This is a genomic window from Enterobacter cloacae complex sp. 2024EL-00711 (assembly GCF_047529885.1).
GTDB lineage: Bacteria > Pseudomonadota > Gammaproteobacteria > Enterobacterales > Enterobacteriaceae > Enterobacter > Enterobacter ludwigii.
The window spans coordinates 241,579-261,262 of sequence record NZ_JBLIZC010000005.1 but is presented as its reverse complement, the minus strand read 5'-3'; the positions used below and the strand labels follow the sequence as shown (position 1 = coordinate 261,262).

At 54.6% G+C, this 19,684-nt stretch carries 25 protein-coding genes and 1 tRNA gene; 22 read left to right on the top strand and 4 right to left on the bottom strand.

What is annotated here, in order from left to right; all coding sequences use genetic code 11:
* Positions 1 to 40 precede the first annotated feature (40 nt).
* The 20 genes from ACMVME_RS15975 to ACMVME_RS15880 all read left to right on the top strand — a co-directional run bounded on the left by ACMVME_RS15975 (position 41) and on the right by ACMVME_RS15880 (position 13,474).
* Positions 41 to 244: a tail protein X gene (locus tag ACMVME_RS15975; RefSeq protein ID WP_020883600.1), complete on the top strand. Its 204-nt coding sequence runs from the start codon at positions 41 to 43 to the stop codon at positions 242 to 244.
* Positions 235 to 456: an HP1 family phage holin gene (locus ACMVME_RS15970; protein WP_014171693.1), complete on the top strand. Its 222-nt coding sequence runs from the start codon at positions 235 to 237 to the stop codon at positions 454 to 456. The genes ACMVME_RS15975 and ACMVME_RS15970 overlap by 10 nt, the downstream gene beginning before the upstream one ends.
* Positions 440 to 949, top strand: a complete 510-nt coding sequence (locus ACMVME_RS15965) for a lysozyme (RefSeq protein WP_014171692.1) — start codon at positions 440 to 442, stop codon at positions 947 to 949. Before ACMVME_RS15970 ends, ACMVME_RS15965 begins: the two co-directional genes overlap by 17 nt.
* Positions 946 to 1,359 (top strand): Rz-like lysis system protein LysB, encoded by a 414-nt coding sequence (gene lysB / locus ACMVME_RS15960; protein ID WP_068795033.1) that lies wholly within the window; start codon positions 946 to 948, stop codon positions 1,357 to 1,359. Before ACMVME_RS15965 ends, lysB begins: the two co-directional genes overlap by 4 nt.
* A complete protein-coding gene (gene lysC / locus ACMVME_RS15955; protein WP_251858920.1) occupies positions 1,259 to 1,504 on the top strand; it encodes an Rz1-like lysis system protein LysC in 246 nt (81 codons plus the stop codon). Before lysB ends, lysC begins: the two co-directional genes overlap by 101 nt.
* Positions 1,467 to 1,934, top strand: coding sequence for a phage tail protein (locus ACMVME_RS15950; protein ID WP_068795032.1), 468 nt, complete (start codon positions 1,467 to 1,469; stop codon positions 1,932 to 1,934). The genes lysC and ACMVME_RS15950 overlap by 38 nt, the downstream gene beginning before the upstream one ends.
* Positions 1,935 to 2,043: 109 nt before the next feature.
* Positions 2,044 to 2,685, top strand: a complete 642-nt coding sequence (locus tag ACMVME_RS15945) for a phage baseplate assembly protein V (RefSeq protein WP_032678996.1) — start codon at positions 2,044 to 2,046, stop codon at positions 2,683 to 2,685.
* Positions 2,682 to 3,032: a GPW/gp25 family protein gene (locus ACMVME_RS15940; RefSeq protein WP_047956125.1), complete on the top strand. Its 351-nt coding sequence runs from the start codon at positions 2,682 to 2,684 to the stop codon at positions 3,030 to 3,032. The genes ACMVME_RS15945 and ACMVME_RS15940 overlap by 4 nt, the downstream gene beginning before the upstream one ends.
* Positions 3,033 to 3,037: 5 nt before the next feature.
* A complete protein-coding gene (locus ACMVME_RS15935; protein WP_068795031.1) occupies positions 3,038 to 3,946 on the top strand; it encodes a baseplate assembly protein in 909 nt (302 codons plus the stop codon).
* Positions 3,939 to 4,469, top strand: coding sequence for a phage tail protein I (locus ACMVME_RS15930; RefSeq protein ID WP_040018803.1), 531 nt, complete (start codon positions 3,939 to 3,941; stop codon positions 4,467 to 4,469). Before ACMVME_RS15935 ends, ACMVME_RS15930 begins: the two co-directional genes overlap by 8 nt.
* Before the next feature lie 11 nt (positions 4,470 to 4,480).
* The gene (locus ACMVME_RS15925) at positions 4,481 to 6,262 is read left to right on the top strand and encodes a phage tail protein (RefSeq protein WP_251858921.1); all 1,782 of its coding nucleotides are present in this window, start codon (positions 4,481 to 4,483) and stop codon (positions 6,260 to 6,262) included.
* A complete protein-coding gene (locus ACMVME_RS15920; RefSeq protein WP_020883609.1) occupies positions 6,259 to 6,780 on the top strand; it encodes a tail fiber assembly protein in 522 nt (173 codons plus the stop codon). Before ACMVME_RS15925 ends, ACMVME_RS15920 begins: the two co-directional genes overlap by 4 nt.
* A 124-nt stretch (positions 6,781 to 6,904) precedes the next feature.
* Entirely contained in the window at positions 6,905 to 8,092 is a 1,188-nt protein-coding gene (locus ACMVME_RS15915) for a phage tail sheath protein (RefSeq protein ID WP_025202978.1), read from the top strand.
* A gap of 11 nt (positions 8,093 to 8,103) precedes the next feature.
* Positions 8,104 to 8,622 carry a phage major tail tube protein gene (locus ACMVME_RS15910; protein WP_014171681.1) on the top strand — a complete coding sequence of 173 codons (519 nt, stop codon included), beginning with the start codon at positions 8,104 to 8,106 and terminating at the stop codon, positions 8,620 to 8,622.
* Between the two features lie 56 nt (positions 8,623 to 8,678).
* A complete protein-coding gene (locus tag ACMVME_RS15905) occupies positions 8,679 to 8,987 on the top strand; it encodes a phage tail assembly protein (protein ID WP_014171680.1) in 309 nt (102 codons plus the stop codon).
* Between the two features lie 32 nt (positions 8,988 to 9,019).
* Positions 9,020 to 9,139, top strand: coding sequence for a GpE family phage tail protein (locus tag ACMVME_RS15900; protein WP_014171679.1), 120 nt, complete (start codon positions 9,020 to 9,022; stop codon positions 9,137 to 9,139).
* Complete coding sequence (locus ACMVME_RS15895; RefSeq protein ID WP_068795030.1) at positions 9,132 to 11,579, top strand: phage tail tape measure protein; 2,448 nt, start codon at positions 9,132 to 9,134, stop codon at positions 11,577 to 11,579. Before ACMVME_RS15900 ends, ACMVME_RS15895 begins: the two co-directional genes overlap by 8 nt.
* Before the next feature lie 11 nt (positions 11,580 to 11,590).
* Positions 11,591 to 12,055 (top strand): phage tail protein, encoded by a 465-nt coding sequence (locus tag ACMVME_RS15890; protein WP_014171677.1) that lies wholly within the window; start codon positions 11,591 to 11,593, stop codon positions 12,053 to 12,055.
* Positions 12,052 to 13,206: a phage late control D family protein gene (locus tag ACMVME_RS15885; protein WP_068795029.1), complete on the top strand. Its 1,155-nt coding sequence runs from the start codon at positions 12,052 to 12,054 to the stop codon at positions 13,204 to 13,206. Before ACMVME_RS15890 ends, ACMVME_RS15885 begins: the two co-directional genes overlap by 4 nt.
* 67 nt (positions 13,207 to 13,273) lie before the next feature.
* Positions 13,274 to 13,474, top strand: a complete 201-nt coding sequence (locus tag ACMVME_RS15880; RefSeq protein WP_025202983.1) for an ogr/Delta-like zinc finger family protein — start codon at positions 13,274 to 13,276, stop codon at positions 13,472 to 13,474.
* A gap of 81 nt (positions 13,475 to 13,555) precedes the next feature.
* On the opposite strand, the gene ACMVME_RS15875 is transcribed toward ACMVME_RS15880, so the two are convergent.
* Positions 13,556 to 13,631, bottom strand: a tRNA-Ile gene (locus ACMVME_RS15875).
* 124 nt (positions 13,632 to 13,755) lie between these two features.
* On the opposite strand from ACMVME_RS15875, the gene mug reads away from it, so the two are divergent.
* The gene (gene mug, locus ACMVME_RS15870) at positions 13,756 to 14,262 is read left to right on the top strand and encodes a G/U mismatch-specific DNA glycosylase (RefSeq protein ID WP_068795028.1); all 507 of its coding nucleotides are present in this window, start codon (positions 13,756 to 13,758) and stop codon (positions 14,260 to 14,262) included.
* A gap of 83 nt (positions 14,263 to 14,345) precedes the next feature.
* Here mug and rpoD read toward each other — a convergent pair whose 3' ends face one another.
* The 3 genes from rpoD to rpsU form a co-directional block, all read right to left on the bottom strand.
* A complete protein-coding gene (rpoD, locus tag ACMVME_RS15865) occupies positions 14,346 to 16,193 on the bottom strand; it encodes an RNA polymerase sigma factor RpoD (protein WP_020883616.1) in 1,848 nt (615 codons plus the stop codon).
* 150 nt (positions 16,194 to 16,343) lie between these two features.
* Positions 16,344 to 18,089 (bottom strand): DNA primase, encoded by a 1,746-nt coding sequence (dnaG, locus tag ACMVME_RS15860; RefSeq protein WP_025202985.1) that lies wholly within the window; start codon positions 18,087 to 18,089, stop codon positions 16,344 to 16,346.
* Positions 18,090 to 18,203: 114 nt separating this feature from the next.
* Complete coding sequence (gene rpsU, locus ACMVME_RS15855; RefSeq protein ID WP_001144069.1) at positions 18,204 to 18,419, bottom strand: 30S ribosomal protein S21; 216 nt, start codon at positions 18,417 to 18,419, stop codon at positions 18,204 to 18,206.
* Positions 18,420 to 18,655: 236 nt separating this feature from the next.
* Between rpsU and tsaD the strand changes: the two genes are divergently transcribed.
* Positions 18,656 to 19,669 (top strand): tRNA (adenosine(37)-N6)-threonylcarbamoyltransferase complex transferase subunit TsaD, encoded by a 1,014-nt coding sequence (tsaD, locus tag ACMVME_RS15850; protein ID WP_020883618.1) that lies wholly within the window; start codon positions 18,656 to 18,658, stop codon positions 19,667 to 19,669.
* Positions 19,670 to 19,684 lie beyond the last annotated feature (15 nt).

Below are 19,684 nucleotides of genomic sequence, written 5' to 3'. Positions count from 1 at the left end.
ACTCAACGGTACCTGGAAATCCGGATGTTGGGAGCGTCTGATGAAAATCTATGCAATGCAGGGGGACACGCTTGATGCCATCTGTGCCCGTTATTATGGGCGCACGGCAGGGGTGGTTGAAACCGTTCTGAACGCCAATTCTGGCCTCGCGGAGTTGGGGGTCATCTTACCTCATGGCACGCCGATAGACATGCCAGAGGTTGATAGCGCACCGACTAAAGAATCAGTGAACCTATGGGACTGAGTCTTGAGAAAATCACCACGTTTATCGCCTACTGGCTGGCCGTAGCGCTGGCCTGGTTCGGGGCGATGTCTCCTGAAAAAGTCGCGCTATACGTGGGAAGCCTCTGCGCCATTTTTACCGCGCTGACGAATTACTGGTTTAAGCGGAAAACCTATCGCTATCTGACCTCTCTTGGACTCGATAAGAAGAGTATTCGTGAACTCAATCATTAAGCGTTGCAGCGCCGCGGGCGTACTTGCCCTGGCGGTGCTGATGCCTGACTTCCGGTTACTGAACACCTCACCGGAGGGGTTGGCGCTCATTGCTGATCTCGAAGGGTGTCGCCTGTCGCCTTATCGTTGCAGTGCGGGCGTATGGACATCAGGCATTGGCCATACGTCAGGCGTCGTGCCGGGACGGGAAATTACAGAGCGTGAGGCGGCAGCGAACCTTGTTGCCGACGTGATGAACGTTGAAAGACGGCTGGCGGTATGCGCACCGGTGGAGATGCCGCCCCGTGTCTATGATGCGCTGGTGAGTTTTGCCTTTAACGTTGGAACAGGGGCTGCCTGCCGTTCCACGCTGGTGTCATTCATTAAGCGTAAACAGTGGCCGCAGGCGTGCAATCAGCTTACCCGCTGGGTGTACGTCAATGGGGTCAAAAATGCCGGACTGGAAAACCGTCGAGCTCGTGAGAAGGCCTGGTGCCTGAAGGGGAAGCCATGAAACCTCTTCTGCTGGTACTGGCCGTTCTGCTGGCCATCACGCTGTGGTTTCGTCATGACAACGTGAACCTGTCCCGCTCTCTTGCTAAAGCCAACCAGATCGCCCGCGATCAAAAAAACACTATCAACACGCTGCTTCAGCAGTTATCCGAAGCACAGCGGATTGCCAGGTCGAACGAGGATGCGCAGGTCAGGCTCCGCGAGGACCTTGCTGCCGTCGGCGAGGAGATGGCACGACGCGAAGCGGCTATCGGGAAATGGGTAAATGGAAATGAAGAGTTACGCCGCTGGTATAACGCTCAGCTGCCTGATGCTGTGCGCAGGTTGCACACCCGCGCCGCCTGCGCCTCCGCAGCACATTGTTTACAACGCCTGCCCGAAGGTGAACGCCTGTCCGATGCCGGGAAGTGAGCCCATCACCAACGGCGATCTCAGTGCTGATATTCGTCGGCTTGAGCATGCCCTTATCGCCTGCGCGCTGCAGGTCGAAACCATAAAAGACTGTCAGGATAAACTCGATGCACAAACTCAACAGCCTGCGTCAGGCATTAATTGACGCCGTTCCTCAACTGAACGCTCACCCTGATCATCTGCAGATGTCGGTGGGGAGCGGAATTATTGACGCCCGCCTCGCGTCCTCGCTCTCCTTTGAAAAAAAGTATGAACTGCAAGCGAATATCAGTAGTTTCGGCGGCGACAGCGAGGGGGTCTTCGTTCCGGTACTGGCCTGGCTGCGTGAAAACCAGCCAGATATTTTTACCCTCGATGACGGGCGAAAAAACGGGTTTCTCTTTGGCGTCACCATCAACGACGATGGTACGGCGAATATCAGCTTTAGCCTGCAGCTCACCGAGCGCATTCTTGTTTCGCAGGAGCAGGGAACGTTGCATGCCACCTATTCCCCGGAGCCGCCGTTACCAGAGCCCGTCACACGTCCGCTGGAGCTGTACATCAACGGTGAACTGGTCAGCCAGTGGAAAGCGTAAGTTCACCGCGCTGATGGCTGTCCAGCCATCAGCGTGAACGATTGTTGTTTCATCCTGCATAAAACCCCGTCTCGTTGCTGCCGATCCCCCTGAAGGGCATTCTCTTCTCATGAATACACTCACTTCCATGCACGGTATCGCTCGCGCGATCCGTAACCTGATTCGTATCGGTGTTGTCACCGATGTTGACCTCAACAGAGGGCTCTGCCGCGTCCAGTCCGGAGGGATGAAAACCACCTGGCTGAACTGGCTGACCTGTCGCGCCGGCCGTTCGCGCGTGTGGTGGGCACCGTCCGAGGGAGAACAAGTGCTGCTGCTGGCCATCGGCGGTGAGCTTGATACCGCCTTCGTGCTGCCAGGTATCTTTTCCGATGACCACCCGGCGCCGTCAGGTTCCCCTGACGCACTCCACGTCTCGTTCCCTGATGGGGCGGTTATCGAGTACGAGCCCGGGAGCGGAGCACTCATGGCCGCAGGCATTAAAACGGCTGACATCACAGCCTCTGAATCACTCACCGCCACCGTACCGGTGGTCCTGGTGAAGTCTGAGACGCGCATCACCCTGGATACACCTGAGGTGGTGTGTACCAACAAGCTAATTACCGCCTCTCTTGAAGTGCAGAAGGGCGGGGTAATGGCCGGCAATATTGAGCATTCCGGCGGTAAATTCACCTCCAATGGGGTGCAGGTGGACAACCATGCTCACGGCAGTGTGCAAAGCGGCGGAAGCTGGACTAAGGGGACGCAATGACGGAGCGCTACAGGGGAATGAACAGTCAGACCGGGCTCAGCATTTCAGAGGCTGAACATATCAGACAAAGCGTGCGGGACATTCTGGTCACGCCGATTGGCTCGCGGGTGATGCGCCGCGAGTACGGTTCACTGCTGGCGGCAATGATCGACAGGCCGCAGAGTCCGGCGCTGCGCCTGCAAATCATGGCCGCATGTTACTCCGCTATCCAGAAATGGGAGCCGCGGATCAGCCTGACGGCCATCACTTTCGAACGTTCGGAGAATGACGGGACGCTGTATGTCGATCTCACCGGCACCCGCCAGACCTCCGGACATTCCTTTTCTATCACTATTTCATTGAGTTAAACGCTATGGCTATTGTTGATCTGAGCCAACTCGCCGCGCCGGATGTCGTGGAGGAGGTGGATTACGAAACGCTGCTGGCAGAACGAAAGGCCACTTTTGTCTCGCTCTATCCCGAAGAAGAGCAGGAGGCAATTGCACGAACGCTGACGCTTGAGTCGGAACCGATTGTGAAACTGCTGCAGGAGAATGCGTATCGGGAAGTTATCTGGCGCCAGCGCGTTAACGAGGCCGCGCGTGCGGTCATGCTGGCCTACGCCACCGGTAGCGATCTCGACCAGCTTGGGGCTAACGCTAACCTTGCGCGTCTGGTGATAACGCCTGCCGACGACACGACGTTTCCGCCCACGCCGGCAGTGATGGAGTCTGACACCGACTTTCGTTTGCGCATCCAGCAAGCCCCGGAAGGGCTGAGCGTGGCGGGATCGACGGGGGCTTATCAGTTCCATGGCCGCAGCGCGGATGGCCGGGTGGCGGACATCTCTGTCATCAGTCCTCAGCCTGCGAACGTTACCGTCTCCGTGCTGTCCCGGGAGAATAACGGCGTGGCGTCTGAAGAGCTGCTGGCCATTGTGCGCAACGCGCTGAACGATGAGGACGTCAGGCCCGTTGCCGATCGTGTGACCGTTCAGTCCGCCAGCATTGTCGACTACAACATTGCGGCTTCTCTTTTTCTCTTCCCAGGTCCCGAAAGCGAGCCAGTGCTCAATGCGGCAAGGGCCCGGCTGCAGGCCTATATAACGGCACAGCACCGGCTCGGGCGGGATATTCGTAAGTCCGCCATTTACGCTGCACTGCATGTTGAGGGTGTACAACGCGTCGAACTGACCGCGCCTGCGACCGATATTGTGCTTGATGAAACCCAGGCCTCATGGTGCAGCCAGTACAGCGTAACCGTTGGGGGAAACGATGAGTAATGCCCGATTGTTACCGGTGGGGTCGTCGCCGCTTGAGGTCGCGGCGGCGCGCGCCTGTGCCGACATTGAGAATACCCCCGTCCCGCTTCGTCACCTCTGGAATGCCGACACCTGTCCGGCAAATCTGTTGCCCTGGCTGGCGTGGGCGTTTTCGGTTGACCGCTGGGATGAAAACTGGCCGGAGGCTACCAAGCGCGATGTTATCCGCAATGCATGGTTTATCCATGCACACAAAGGAACGATTGGCGCAGTACGCCGCGTGGTGGAGCCACTTGGCTATCTGATCAACGTGACGGAGTGGTGGCAAACCAACGACCCGGCAGGCACGTTTCGCCTGGACATTGGCGTGCTGGAAACCGGCATCACCGAAGAAATGTATTACGAAATGGAGCGGCTTATTGCTGATGCAAAGCCTGCCAGCCGACATCTTATCGGCCTCAATATCATTCAGGACGTTCCGGGCTATCTCTATACCGGTGCCCTGAGCTATGACGGCGACATCATCACGGTTTACCCCGGATAAGTGAGAGCACAATGACAGTGAAGTATAAAACGGTTATCACCAAAGCCGGCGCCGAAAAACTGGCTGCCGCAACCGTCCCGAACGGGAAGAAAGTGAATTTTACGGCGATGGCGGTGGGTGATGGCGGCGGCACGTTGCCGATGCCGGATGCCAGTCAGACCAGGCTTGTGAATGAAGTCTGGCGTCATGCCTTGAATAAAATCAGTCAGGACAACAAAAAGCGGAACTATGTGATCGCAGAACTCCTCATTCCTCCCGAAACAGGCGGTTTCTGGATGCGAGAAATGGGGCTTTATGATGACACCGGGACGCTAATTGCTGTCGGGAACATGGCTGAAAGTTACAAGCCATTGTTGGATGAAGGCTCAGGTCGCGCGCAGACTGTGAGGATGGTGATCATGGTCAGCGATATCGCCTCGGTCGAGCTCTCAATAGATACTTCTATGGTCATGGCGACGCAGGAGTATGTAGACGAGAAGCTTGAAGAGCATGAACAATCCCGCCGTCATCCGGATGCCACGACCAAGGATAAAGGCTTTACACAACTCAGCAGTTCGACCGACAGTACGTCTGAGGCACTCGCCGCAACACCGAAAGCGGTCAAGGCCGCCTATGATCTTGCAGCCGGGAAATACACGGCTCAGGACGCCACTACAGGACAAAAGGGTATTGTTCAACTCAGTAGCACAATTGATAGTGTATCCGAGTCTCTTGCAGCAACACCTAAGGCTGTGAAAATAGTTGGCGATGACCTCTCAAAACTAAAAAGCAGCCTGGGTACGGCAGCAACCAAAAACATACAGGAAGCTCCAGACGATATTACTCCAGGTCGGGTGCTGGTAAATGGTGGTGCAGTTGCTATCAGAGGAGTGTCTGCGAGAGCCAGCACGGGACTTTCAAATGCCGATGCTCTGCCATCCAATTCAGTTAGCTTTTGTTATTCGAATGCAACAAATTCACCAGGTTATGAGGCAACTATCCTCGATATTGGCGGGCTTGGCGGTTATCGGGTGCAGTATGCTGCATCTTATGGTGATGGTGGTAAACAGCTTAAATTCCGCTCCCTTAATGGCGATAACAATGTCTGGGGGGGCTGGACAAAGGTCATCACTAATCATGGCGGAAGTGTTTCGTACTTGTCAGATGCAACTTATTACCAGACGAATCCCACAGGTTGGTACGGCTCTGGCGCTTTTGCTGATCAGTATCAAAACAATGCTGCACCATTTTTGATGCCAAAAGGATATCAATCTCCTAACGGTACTTCTATTTATCTACCGATAATTAAGGGCTTTTCGGAAACTGTCGGTCATGGTTATGGAACAGCGATAAGTTTTGGCGTTTATCGCACTGGCACCAACGCTTTTGGAGCGGCGATTATCAATTTAACTGGCGATGCCAGGAATAGTGTTAATTTTCTGTTTGATATTAACGGTAATTTTGATGCCCCAGGGCAAGTTACTAGCGGTGGCAATATTGTTGCCGGGCAGGGTTTATTTGAATCAGGCGGAGCGGTACGAGTTTACTCGTCAAATAACCCACCTCCACAACAGGATTTAAGTCCTTATGCAAGGCAAGACTGGACGTTGCAATACTTTGTTCGAGATGTAGCAATGGGGGCAGAAGGGTCATTCATAATTATGCAAAACGGTTGGCAACGGGTTCCGGCTGGATGCGCAATGACTGGATGGAATGCAGAAGGTCAAAACCCCGGCGGGGATACTATTTTTTATCGTCCGATTCAAAAATACATGTCTAATATTGGATGGATTACGGTAGGTCATACAGCATGATTACACTTAAAAATTTCGTTCAATATGAACCAGAATATAAAGAATTTTTGTTTAATGCTATATTTATTCAATCAGAGGAGGGGCTGGACTGGTATTACCATATGTCACGTTTTCAGCCTGATACACTGAAGATTTGCTTTGACAAAAATAATATTATTCGCTCTTTCAGTCATCAGGTTGATCGCCTCTTTCCTCTGGGGATGTCTGTTTCGGAAGTCGAACCAACAGAAGTGCCAGAAGGGCTGAATATACACGGTGACTGGGTGTGGAATGGCACTAAAATTATTCCACGTCAGTTGACAAGGGAGGAATTAATTCAACAGGCGGAAACCAGAAGAAGTGAATTGCTTGCCGAAGCTTCGGATACTATCGCCCCCCTTCAGGACGCTTCAGAACTCGGCATTGCAACAGACGAGGAAGCTGCCACGCTGTTGCTCTGGAAGCACTATCGGGTGATGCTAAACCGGCTGGATCTCAGCACTTCACCAGAAATTGAATGGCCAGAACGCCCTGCCTGACCCCAAACCCTCCATCCGGAGGGTTTTTCGTTTGTTGTGTAATCCTTTCTCCAACCCCAATACGTCGCATCAATCGTGCGCTCCACAGACAATAGCCTCACCACTAAACGAAGGAGTTAAACGGATGGGCGACTATCATCACGGCGTGGAAGTCATCGAAATCAACGATGGCACCCGCACCATTTCCACCGTCTCGACGGCAATCATCGGCATGGTCTGTACGGCCAGCGATGCGGACGACAAGACATTTCCTTTAAACGAGCCTGTGCTCATTACCAACGTGCAAACCGCGATTGCGAAAGCCGGGAAAATGGGGACGTTGTCCGCTTCCCTGCAGGCGATTGCCGATCAGTGTAAACCGGTTGTTGTTGTTGTACGTGTCGCTGAAGGCACCGCTGATACCGCTGAGGAAGCACAGAAAGAGACTATCTCTAATATCATCGGTACAACCGATGAAAACGGTAAATATACCGGTCTGAAAGCGCTCCTTACCGCGAAAACGGTCACTGGCGTTAAGCCACGTATTCTCGGTGTTCCGGGGCTGGATTCGCAGGAAGTGGCGACCGCGCTGGCCGCCATGTGCCAGAGCCTGCGCGCGTTTGGCTATGTTAGCGCATGGGGTTGTAAAACCATTTCAGCCGCTATCGATTACCGCAAAAACTTCAGTCAGCGCGAGCTGATGGTGATTCACCCTGATTTTCTGGCGTGGGATACCACCACCAACACGACGACCCACGCCTGGGCCACTGCACGTGCTCTCGGCCTGCGCGCCAAAATCGACCAGACGATTGGCTGGCACAAAACCCTGTCCAACATCGGCGTTAACGGTGTCACAGGTGTAAGCGCCTCCGTGTCCTGGGATCTGCAGGAACAAGCGACCGATGCGAACCTGCTTAACCAGGCCGGCGTCACCACGCTTATTCGTAACGACGGCTTCAAATTCTGGGGCAACCGTACCTGTTCAGACGATCCGCTCTTCGTCTTTGAAAACTACACCCGTACCGCGCAGGTGTTGGCCGATACCATGGCCGAAGCACACGCATGGGCAATGGATAAACCCATTACGCCAACGCTCATCCGCGACATCGTTTCCGGTATCAATGCCAAATTCCGTGAGCTGAAAACCAACGGCTATATCGTTGATGGCACTTGCTGGTATGACCCGGAATCAAATGATGCATCGACCCTGAAAGCGGGGAAATTGTACATCGATTACGACTACACCCCTGTCCCGCCGCTGGAGAACCTGACCCTGCGCCAGCGCATCACCGATACCTATCTGGCAGACCTGTCCGATTCGGTTAACAGCTAAGGAGCTGAAGCATGGCGTTACCACGCAAACTTAAATATCTGAACATGTTCAACGATGGCCTGAGTTATATGGGCGTTGTTGAGTCTGTCACCTTACCGAAGCTCACCCGCAAACTGGAGAAGTATCGCGGCGGCGGTATGCCGGGCTCGGTCTCTGTCGACCTCGGCCTGGACGATGATGCCCTGGCGCTTGAGTGGACCATTGGCGGTCTGCCGGACGTCGCGCTGTGGGCACAGTATGCCTCTCCGGGCGCGGACAGCGTGCCTCTGCGCTTTACCGGCTCCTTCCAGCGTGACGACACGGGCGAAATCTCCGCCGTCGAAATCGTCATGCGAGGCCGTCATAAAGAGTTTGATGGTGGTGAAAACAAGCAGGGCGAGAGCGGCACCACCAAGATGTCCACCGAGTGCGCTTACTACCAGCTGACCATCGATGGCAAAGAGATCATCGAAATTGACATCATCAACATGGTGCTGAAAGTCGACGGCGTCGATCGTCTGGCGGAACACCGTAAGGCGATTGGCCTGTAAACCTTTAACCGGCCGGGACTGCCGGCCGGTAAGTTAACTTTCTGAAGAGTAACCAAATGGAAAATATCAACGAGACCGTCATTAACGAAAGCGAAAACCCGAACACCATTACGCTCGACACCCCCGTTCTGCGCGGCGAGCAAAAAATCGAAAAGGTCACCGTCGCAAAACCCAACGCGGGGACCCTGCGTGGGGTATCGCTGGCGTCGCTGGCACAATCTGACGTCGATGCGCTGATTAAAGTGCTGCCGCGAATGACCTCTCCGGCCCTGACCGAGCATGAGATTGCGCGTCTGGATGCTTCCGATCTGCTCTCTTTTGCGGGCAAGGTGATCGGTTTTTTGTCACCGGCTTCGGCTCGCTAAAATTTCCCGAAAACCTGTCGGTCGATGATCTGATGGCGGATATCGCGGTGATCTTTCACTGGCCGCCGTCAGAGCTGTACTCGCTGAGCATGACCGAACTCCTTATATGGCGCGAAAAGGCGCTGCAGCGAAGCGGAAACTACCATGAGTAATAATGTCAGACTTCAGGAGTTGCTTAAGGCAGTCGACCGGGCAAGCCGACCGCTTAACGCTATCCAGAACGCCAGTCTCTCTCTCGCGGCCAGTATCCGCGATTCTGAGGCGGCGTTGCGCGCGCTTGATGAACAGGCGGGCCGCATTAACGGCTTCAGAAAAGCCAACGAACAGCTCGCCGTGACGGGGCAGTCTCTTGCCCGGGCGAAACAGCAGACCGCGGAGCTGGCGCTCCAGCTCAAAAACACCCAGAACCCAACCCGTGACCAGGCGGATGCGCTGGCGGCAGCCCGCCAATCTGCCGCCGCGCTTAAGCTTGAGTACAACAATTTACGCCAGTCAGTGCAGCGCCAGCGCGGTGAGCTGGCGCAGGCAGGGATTAATACGCGCACGCTGTCGTCAGATGAGCGTCGTTTAAGACAGGGTATCAGCGAAAAAACGCTACAACTAAATCGACATAAAGAGGCGCTTGCCAGGGTCAATCAGCAACAGGAGCGGCTTAATACCGTCCAGAACCGCTACGAGTCTGGCAAACGTGTTGCCGCGGGTGTGCAGCAGTTTGTTAATGCGAGCGCAGGAATGGCAAAGGCGGGCTTTAATCAGACGTCCCGCTTTATTGCCCCAGGCATCCGTTTTGAAAAGCAGATGTCTGCCATACAGGCAAGCCTGGGTCTGCAGAAGGGGGATACCAGGCTGGAGGTCATTCGTCAGCAGGCACGGGATGTCAGCGTCAGTACAGGAACCTCTACAGATGTTGTCACCCGGGCGCAGGGCGAGCTGGCCCGATCAGGCTATGACGCCGACGGGGTGGTGGCCGCCACTGTGCCGACGGTCAACCTCAGCCTCGCAGGGAATATTGATGCCGCAAAAGCGGTCGACATCATCCGCAGCACGCAGGCCTCGTTTAACCTGGCGAATACGGATGTTGAACGCGTTGCAGATGTCCTTACCCGCGGTTTCACTGCGTCAAATACCAGTCTCACCGAACTGAGTACCGCCGTTGCATCCGCCGCACCTGCCGCCGGAGAAGCCGGCGCCAGCCTTGAGGAGACCACCGCGCTGCTTGGTATTCTGATGGAAAAGGGGATGAAAGGGGCCGATGCCGGCGCAGAGGTTAGCGCCATGTTGAGCCGCCTGCAGACGCCGGATGGGCAGCGTTCTGCAGCGCTGAATGAACTGAAGGTGCAAACCCGGGATGGTGAGGGTAATCCACTGCCGACAGAGAATATCCTCAAGGCGATCTCTGCCTCATTCGAAAACAGCAAAATCGGTGCGGCTCAACAAACGGAATACCTGAAGGCCATTTTCGGTGCGGATGCGATGCAAGGCGCAGGTGTACTGGTTTCAGCGGCTGGGAATGGAACACTGGATAACAAGCGCCAGACACTCCAGGGCGCGAGGGGGAGCACCGCGCTGACAGCCTCGGTTCAGGGCGATAACCTCGAGGGTGATATCAGCAAGTTCCAGGCTGCATTAAACGGCCTGAAGATTGATGTCTTTGATAAGGCCGATGGTGCCCTGCGCACGCTGATCTCAACCGCGACCGGATGGCTTAGTACGCTCTCTCTCTGGGTCAACGCTAACCCTGCACTGACGCAAGCCCTGGTCAGAGTGGTTATGGGCGCACAAGCCTTTGCCGGTGTCCTGGGCACGCTAGGTATGGTGGTCGCCCCCATTGTGTCAGGCCTGAATCTGGTGATAACCGCTGCCGGGATGCTGGGCACGGTATTCAGCGTAGTGGGGGGGAGCATCATGACGGTGCTGGGCGCCCTGAGCTGGCCCGTTATTGCTCTCGGAGCGGCAATTGCCGCCGGCGCTTTACTGATTCTTAAATACTGGGAGCCCATTAGCGCCTTCTTTGGCGGGGTGATTGAGGGGCTTTCTGCGGCCTTCGCGCCGCTGGGCGAGCTGTTCTCTCCGCTGTTACAGGCCTTTGGTTTCATTTCAGAAAAACTGGGCGGGATCTGGCAGTGGTTCATCGATCTGATTGCGCCGATTAAGGCGACGCAGGAAACGCTCGACAGCTGCAAAAATGTCGGCGTGGCGTTCGGTCAGGCGCTGGGAGATGCGCTAATGGCGCCGCTAAATCTCTTTAACAGCCTGCGCGGCAAGGCCAGCTGGCTGCTGGAGAAACTCGGCGTCATAAAAAAAGAGTCGGGCAATATCGACTCGGCTGTACCGAAAGAAGGCACCTCCTCTGCTGACGCCGGCAGTGCCTGGGACCCGGCGTCACCTGTTTACAGCGGCTTCATGGGATACCAGCCGATGGCAGCAGCGGGAGGACGTTCTTACATCGATCAGAGTAAAAGTGAATACAACTTCACGCTGCAGGGGAGCGCAGCCTCCGGAACGGATCTGACTCGTCAAATCCGGGAGGCTATAGAGAGCAGTGAGCAGGAAAAAGCGAGACGGCAGCAATCCAGCTTTATGTATGGTTAAGGAGAGAGAAAATGTTAATGGTGCTGGGTCTGTTTGTCTTTGAACGACGAACCTTACCGTATCAGTCAATGGTATTTACAAAAGACTACCGCTGGGCATCCAATGAACGCATCGGGAAACCCAAAGCCTGGCAGTACCTTGGCGAAGGTGAGACATCCTTTAACCTTTCCGGATTACTTTACCCGGAGCTCACGGGAGGGCGGCTTTCTCTCAAGGCAGTTGAGCTGATGGCGAATGAAGGGCGGGCATGGCCGTTGATAGACGGTACCGGCATCATTCACGGCATGTTTATCATTGAGAAAGTCACGCATACGCATTCGGATTTTTACAGCGATGGCACTGCCCGGAAAATTGATTTTACCCTGGTACTGAAACGCGTGGATGAATCGCTGATGACGACGTTTGGCGACCTGAGAACGCAGGCCTCAGAGCTGGTGGAAAGCGCACGTAATAGCATTGGAGGGCTGGTGGGATGATCACCGAAATGAATATCCGGGCGGGTGGGAAAATCGCCCCTGATTTTATGCTTAAGCTTGACGAGCGCGATATCACGCAAAATTTCAGCCATCGTCTTATTAGTTTGACCATGACCGACAAACGTGGGCTGGAAGCCGATCAGCTGGATATTCTACTGGATGATTCCGACGGGTTGTTAGACCTGCCTGCCCGGGGGGCAAGACTGTCCTTATGGCTGGGATGGGAAGGAACACCGCTCCAGCCGAAAGGGGACTTTACGATAGATGCGATTGAATTCCGGGGCACGCCGGACACGCTGACCATCCGGGGATGCAGCGCAGATTTTCGTGGGAAGCTCAACGTGCGGCGCGAACAGTCGTGGCATGACACGACAATCGGCGCGATAGTCAACACCATAGCTCTGCGTAACCAGTTTACCGCCAGCGTCGGGGCGGGACTTGCATCCATCGCCATTTCTCATATCGATCAGTCTCAGGAGACTGACGCGGCATTTCTCTCCCGCCTGGCCGAACGTAATGGTGCATTTGTTTCAATCAAAGCCGGGAAGGTTATTTTTATGAAAGCGGGCCATGCCGTGACGGCCAGTGGCACACCGCTTCCCTTAATGATGATTGAGCGTGGGGATGGCGATCGGCACCTTTTTTCCGTCGCTGACCGTGAAAATTATTCCGGCGTGACGGCAAAATGGCTGCAAACGCGTGACCCGAAACAACAAAATACTCAATTGAGTATTGCTCGTCAGCCCGGGGGACAGCCGACAGAAGGACTACAGCATCCGGATGCCGCTGCACCGGTAGCGGGAGCAGGAGGCAAGGCAGAGAAGCCGCAAGAGAGGCTGGTGGGATCGGCGGAAAACGTTTTTGAGCTCACCACGGTTTATGCCTCTGAAGAGCAGGCGCTCAGGGCTGCGGAGGCGAAGTGGCGCGCGCTTCAGCGGGGTACCGTGAATTTTTCCATCCAGCTGGCGCTGGGACGCGCCGATCTGTATCCCGAAACACCTGTGCTGGTCAACGGCTTTAAACGGGTCATTGACGAGCAGGCGTGGATTATCAACGAGGTGGTTCATACCCTCAGCGAAAGTGGATTTACCACGCAACTTAAGCTTGAGCTGAACGTCGCTGATGAAAAATTTTCCATCAAAAATGAGTAATGCATTTGCTATTGATTTCTTTTTGGGTATTATTAATTCACAAATTGTGAATTATGTGGAGGGGTACATGTTTCATTGTCCTAAGTGCAAGCATTCCGCGCATGCGCGTACCAGTCGCTATTTAAGTGAAAATACCAAAGAGCGCTATCACCAGTGCACCAATGTGGACTGCAGCTGTACGTTCGTGACGATGGAGTCCGTGGAGCGTCTGATTGCGACACCTGGCGCCGCTGAACGTGTCCGAACGGCTTCGCAGACCCACGGTTAGCGACTGCGCCACCGGCTCAAAAAAACCAATAAAAAAGCCACTCAATCGAGTGGCTTAATCATTTGATTCTACAGCTAAATTTGGTGGCCCCTGCTGGACTTGAACCAGCGACCAAGCGATTATGAGTCGCCTGCTCTAACCACTGAGCTAAGGGGCCGTGGCGGTGAATTATAGAGGAACTCCCTTCAGCAATCCAGCCATTCACACCTGCCTGCTGTTTTTATAAACAATGCATAATCAATCCTTTATACTTCCATAAGGATGTATCAATGGGAGTAGAGATGATCAACGATATTCTGGCCCCGGGCTTGCGGGTGGTGTTTTGCGGGATTAACCCTGGGAAGTCCTCGGCGCACACCGGTTTTCACTTTGCCCATCCGGGGAATCGCTTCTGGAAGGTTATCTATCAGGCCGGGTTTACCGACAGGCTACTGAAGCCTGAAGAGGAGCAACACCTGCTGGATACGCGCTGCGGGATAACCATGCTGGTCGAGCGGCCCACGGTACAGGCGAGTGAGGTGAACCTGCATGAACTGCGCAGCGGTGGGCGGGAGCTGATTAAGAAGATTGAAGATTATCAGCCGGCAGCGCTGGCCATCCTGGGCAAGCAGGCTTACGAACAGGCGTTCAGTCAGCGCGGTGCGCAGTGGGGCAAACAGGCCGTCACCATTGGCGTCACGCAGGTGTGGGTGCTGCCGAACCCGAGCGGGCTTAACAGAGCAACGCTGGATAAGCTGGTGGAGGCGTATCGGGAACTGGATGAGGCCCTGGTTGTGCGTGGGCTGTAAGGCGGTGTTTCCTTGTTCCTGAGGGGCGGAGAAAATGCAAAAAAAAAGCTCCCCAAAGGGAGCTTTTTCACTGACAGGATCGATTAATCGTCCAGGAAGCTACGCAGTACTTCAGAGCGGCTTGGATGGCGCAGTTTACGCAGCGCCTTCGCTTCAATCTGACGGATACGTTCGCGGGTAACGTCGAACTGTTTACCCACTTCTTCCAGCGTATGGTCGGTGTTCATATCGATACCGAAACGCATACGCAGCACTTTTGCTTCACGGGCGGTCAGGCCAGCCAGAACGTCGTGCGTTGCAGCACGCAGGCTCTCGGTCGTCGCAGAGTCCAGCGGCAGCTCGAGGGTGGTATCCTCGATGAAATCACCCAGATGCGAATCTTCATCATCACCGATTGGTGTTTCCATGGAGATTGGCTCTTTGGCGATCTTCAGCACTTTACGGATCTTGTCTTCCGGCATCAGCATGCGCTCAGCCAGCTCTTCCGGCGTTGGCTCGCGGCCCATCTCCTGCAGCATCTGGCGGGAGATACGGTTGAGCTTGTTGATGGTCTCAATCATATGCACCGGAATACGGATGGTGCGCGCCTGATCCGCGATAGAGCGGGTGATAGCCTGACGGATCCACCAGGTAGCATAGGTGGAGAACTTATAACCACGACGGTATTCAAACTTATCAACCGCTTTCATCAGACCGATGTTGCCTTCCTGAATCAGATCCAGGAACTGCAGGCCACGGTTGGTGTACTTCTTGGCGATAGAGATAACCAGACGCAGGTTCGCTTCAACCATCTCTTTCTTCGCACGGCGGGCTTTCGCTTCACCGATGGACATACGACGGTTGATGTCTTTAACCTGCTCAATGGTCAGGCCGGTCTCTTCTTCAATCTGATGCAGTTTCTGCAGGCCGCGGAACACATCTTCTTTCACGTCATGCAGTTTTTCAGACCACGGCTTGTTCATCGCGATAGCCGCGTTGAACCAGGTTTCGCTGGTTTCGTTGCCGGTGAAGAGGGTGATGAAGTTCTTCTTCGGCATTTTGCACTGCTCAACGCACAGTTTCATGATGATGCGTTCCTGGGTACGTACGCGATCCATCATCACGCGCATGCTGTTAACCAGGTAGTCGAACTGTTTAGGCACCAGACGGAACTGTTTGAAGACTTCAGACAGTTTCAGGATCTCTTCCTGTGCGGCTGCGTGGCTGCGACCTTTTGCTTTGATGGTGTCACGCGTGACTTCGTACTGGGTACGCAGCTCGGCAAACTTCTCGCGCGCCAGTTCCGGGTCGATGCTGTTGTCATCATCGGCGGTATCGTCGTCGGCATCTTCCTCATCTTCGTCTTCGTCATCATCCATCTCTTCCTGAGACAGTTCAGAACCCACGTGAGTGGCGGTCGGTGCCATATCTTCTTCAGCGTTCGGGTCGACAAAACCGGTGATCAGGTCAGACAGGCGCGCTTCTTCCGCTTCAACACGATCGTACTGCTCCAGCAGATAGGTGATCGCTTCAGGGTATTCGGCAACAGAGCACTGAACCTGGTTGATCCCGTCTTCGATGCGTTTGGCGATGTCAATTTCGCCTTCGCGGGTCAACAGTTCAACGGTACCCATTTCGCGCATGTACATGCGGACCGGGTCAGTGGTACGCCCGATTTCAGATTCCACGCTGGACAGGACCTGTGCAGCAGCTTCTTCCGCATCTTCGTCAGTGTTGTTGGAGGTTTCAGCCAGCAACAGATCATCGGCATCAGGTGCTTCTTCCATCACCTGAATACCCATGTCATTGATCATTTGGATGATGTCTTCGATTTGATCTGAATCGACGATATCTTCCGGCAGATGGTCATTGACCTCGGCATAGGTCAGATAGCCTTGCTCCTTACCGCGTTGGACAAGAAGTTTCAGCTGTGACTGCGGGTTTTGCTCCATAAGACGGTATCCACACTTAATTCGTTTGATTGGTGTCGGCGATGGGGCTGCCAACCTTTAAAGCGAGGGCGTACTTATATTTGTGCCGCTGCCTCTCAGTGCGGCTGCCGGGGGCTTCCCGATCGATATTCGGCACTTAAGCCGTTGAATTCATTTTTTTGCCAGCTCCTGGTTCAGCATCCAGAGTTCCCGGCGTTCTTCGCTGCTTAAGCCGTGTGTGCGCTCGCGAGCTATCAACTCTTCCTGGCGCAGCTCAAGCATCGAATCAAACATATGGTTGAGTGAGTCGGTGAACGTTTTTTCTGCAATGTCCTTATCTGCTATATCGTCCCACATCGACAGTTTTTCAAGGGTAGCAGCCTCTTTTGTGCCGCGATAATGTTCTAAAAGTTGTCCGGTGGTCAGACCTGGCTGAGACAAACAAGTGTTGACCAATTCTGAAAATAAGCCAAGCCCGGGCAATTTTTCGTGGTTCAAACCCGCCAGCGATGGCACTTGCGGAGCAAGTTCGGGGTTTTGAACCAGTAACCCTATCAGTATACGCATGGTTGTGCGTTTTAGCTGAGGCGCGGGACGAACCGCACCGTTTTCAGACTGTTTAGGCATTAAACGTTCAAGCTGACTGTCATCCAGAATGCCGAGCTTGTTGCCTAGCTCCTGACGCAGATAGATGCGCAGCGTTTCGCCGGGCACCTGACTGATTAACGGCAGCGCCAGCGTGCTGAGTTGCGCGCGCCCGTCAGGGGTACTCAAATCGACCTGCGGCATCAGGCTGTTAAACAAAAACGTGGAGAGCGGCTGAGCCTGCTCCATCCGCGCTTCAAACGCCGCTTTGCCCTCTTTACGCACCAGCGTATCCGGGTCTTCACCGTCGGGCAGGAACATAAAGCGTAACTGACGCCCGTCGGTCATATAAGGCAGTGCGGTTTCCAGCGCACGCCAGGCGGCGTCGCGCCCTGCACGGTCACCGTCGTAACAGCAGATGACATTGTTAGTCACCCTGTACAGCAGCTGAATGTGATCGGCTGTGGTCGAGGTGCCCAGAGATGCAACCGCATAGTTGATGTCGTACTGCGCCAGCGCGACGACATCCATATAGCCTTCGACGACCAGAAGGCGCGGAGGTTCCGCGTTATCCTTCAGCGCCTCATAAAGACCGTAAAGCTGGCGGCCTTTATGAAAAATATCGGTCTCCGGGGAGTTGAGGTACTTCGGCAGGGCATCACCCAGCACGCGACCACCAAAACCAATCACCCGGCCACGCTTGTCGCGGATCGGGAACATCACCCGTTCGCGGAAGCGGTCGTAGCTTCGTCCCTGGTCATTGGTGACCAGCATGCCGGCATCGATAAGAGACTTACGATCTTCGCTATTGCCGCCAAAACGCTTTAACACGTTGTCCCAGCCGGGCGGGGCGTAACCAATAGCGAAACGCGCAATCACATCGTCACTCAGTCCGCGCGCTGTCAGGTACTGACGCGCAGGCTCAGCAGCAGCGTGCTTAAGAGACTGTTGATAAAACGAGTTCAGACCATCCATCAGTTGGTACAGCGTTTGCCGTTGATGGCGCTCGATCTGGCTTGGCCCACTGCCTGCTTCATACGGCACTTCAAGGTTGTGCATCGCCGCCAGCTCTTCGACGGTTTCAACGAACTCGAGCTTGTCGTAGTTCATTAAAAAATCGACAGCATTACCGTGAGCACCACAGCCGAAGCAATGGTAAAACTGCTTTTCACCGTTTACGGTGAAGGAGGGGGTTTTTTCGTTATGGAAAGGACAGCACGCATGGTAGTTCTTGCCCTGCTTTTTCAGCTTTACCCGCGCGTCGATGAGATCGACGATATCGGTTCTGGCTAGCAGGTCATTGATGAATACGCGTGGGATTCGTCCGGCCATATGCCCCAAAAATTTTAGTAACTCATAAACGAAAACAAGCCGCGCATTCCTTCCGGAAGCACGGCCTTACGACTACAACTCTGTCTGTCATTGAGGGCTGAGGCCCTCAATTGATTAGTACAGACGAGTACGGCGTGCGTTTTCGCGAGCCAGTTTCTTCGCGTGACGTTTCACAGCAGAAGCTTTAGCGCGCTTACGTTCGGTCGTTGGTTTTTCATAGAACTCACGACGACGAACTTCAGCCAGAACACCTGCTTTCTCGCATGAACGTTTGAAGCGACGCAGTGCAACGTCGAACGGCTCGTTTTCACGTACTTTAATTACCGGCATGTAACTCTCACCTTTGATAAATTCGGTTTGCCGCTGGCATCAACGCCAGCTTATTTCAAAATGGTGCGGAATTTTACTGCAAATGCTGCTGCTTTGTAAAGCACCGACGCGTTTTTGAAAGGGACTTTAATAAGGGTGAGGAGTATACACGAGGCTTCTTCCTGGGGCGAACAAAGTTTTACATCAATCCGCATTGGCCCTACACTGCGCGGTATTGAAACGAGGTAAAACAAGTCATGCGTGTACTGGGTATTGAAACATCCTGCGATGAGACCGGCATCGCCATTTACGACGACGAAAAAGGGCTTCTTGCCAACCAACTGTATAGTCAGGTGAAATTACACGCTGACTACGGCGGCGTCGTGCCTGAACTGGCTTCTCGTGACCACGTGCGTAAAACGGTTCCCCTGATTCAGGCGGCGCTGAAAGAAGCCGGGTTGAGCTCTACTGATATTGATGCTGTAGCGTATACCGCAGGCCCGGGCCTGGTGGGTGCGCTGCTGGTCGGCGCAACGGTGGGCCGTTCGCTGGCATTCGCGTGGGATGTGCCGGCCATTCCGGTTCACCATATGGAAGGGCATCTTCTGGCGCCGATGCTGGAAGATAATCCGCCTGCGTTTCCTTTTGTGGCGCTGCTGGTTTCAGGTGGCCATACCCAGCTGATTAGCGTAACGGGGATTGGCAAGTATGAACTGCTCGGCGAGTCCATTGACGACGCAGCCGGTGAGGCCTTCGACAAAACGGCCAAACTGCTGGGTCTGGATTATCCTGGCGGTCCGATGCTCTCGAAAATGGCATCGCAGGGCACGGAAGGGCGTTTCGTCTTCCCGCGTCCGATGACTGACCGTCCAGGGCTGGATTTCAGCTTTTCTGGTCTGAAAACCTTCGCGGCCAATACCATTCGCAATAACGACGATAGCGAGCAGACCCGTGCTGATATCGCCCGTGCGTTCGAAGACGCGGTGGTTGATACCCTGATGATCAAATGCAAACGCGCACTGGAAAAGACCGGCTTTAAGCGTCTGGTGATGGCCGGGGGCGTCAGCGCCAACCGCACGTTGCGTGCAAAACTCGCGCAGATGATGCAAAAGCGTGGTGGGGAAGTATTTTATGCCCGTCCGGAATTCTGTACCGATAACGGGGCGATGATCGCCTACGCGGGCATGGTACGTCTGAACGCTGGCGCGACCGCCGATCTGAGCGTCTCTGTACGTCCACGCTGGCCGCTGGCGGAGTTGCCGGAGGCCTAATGCCTAACCCTCTCC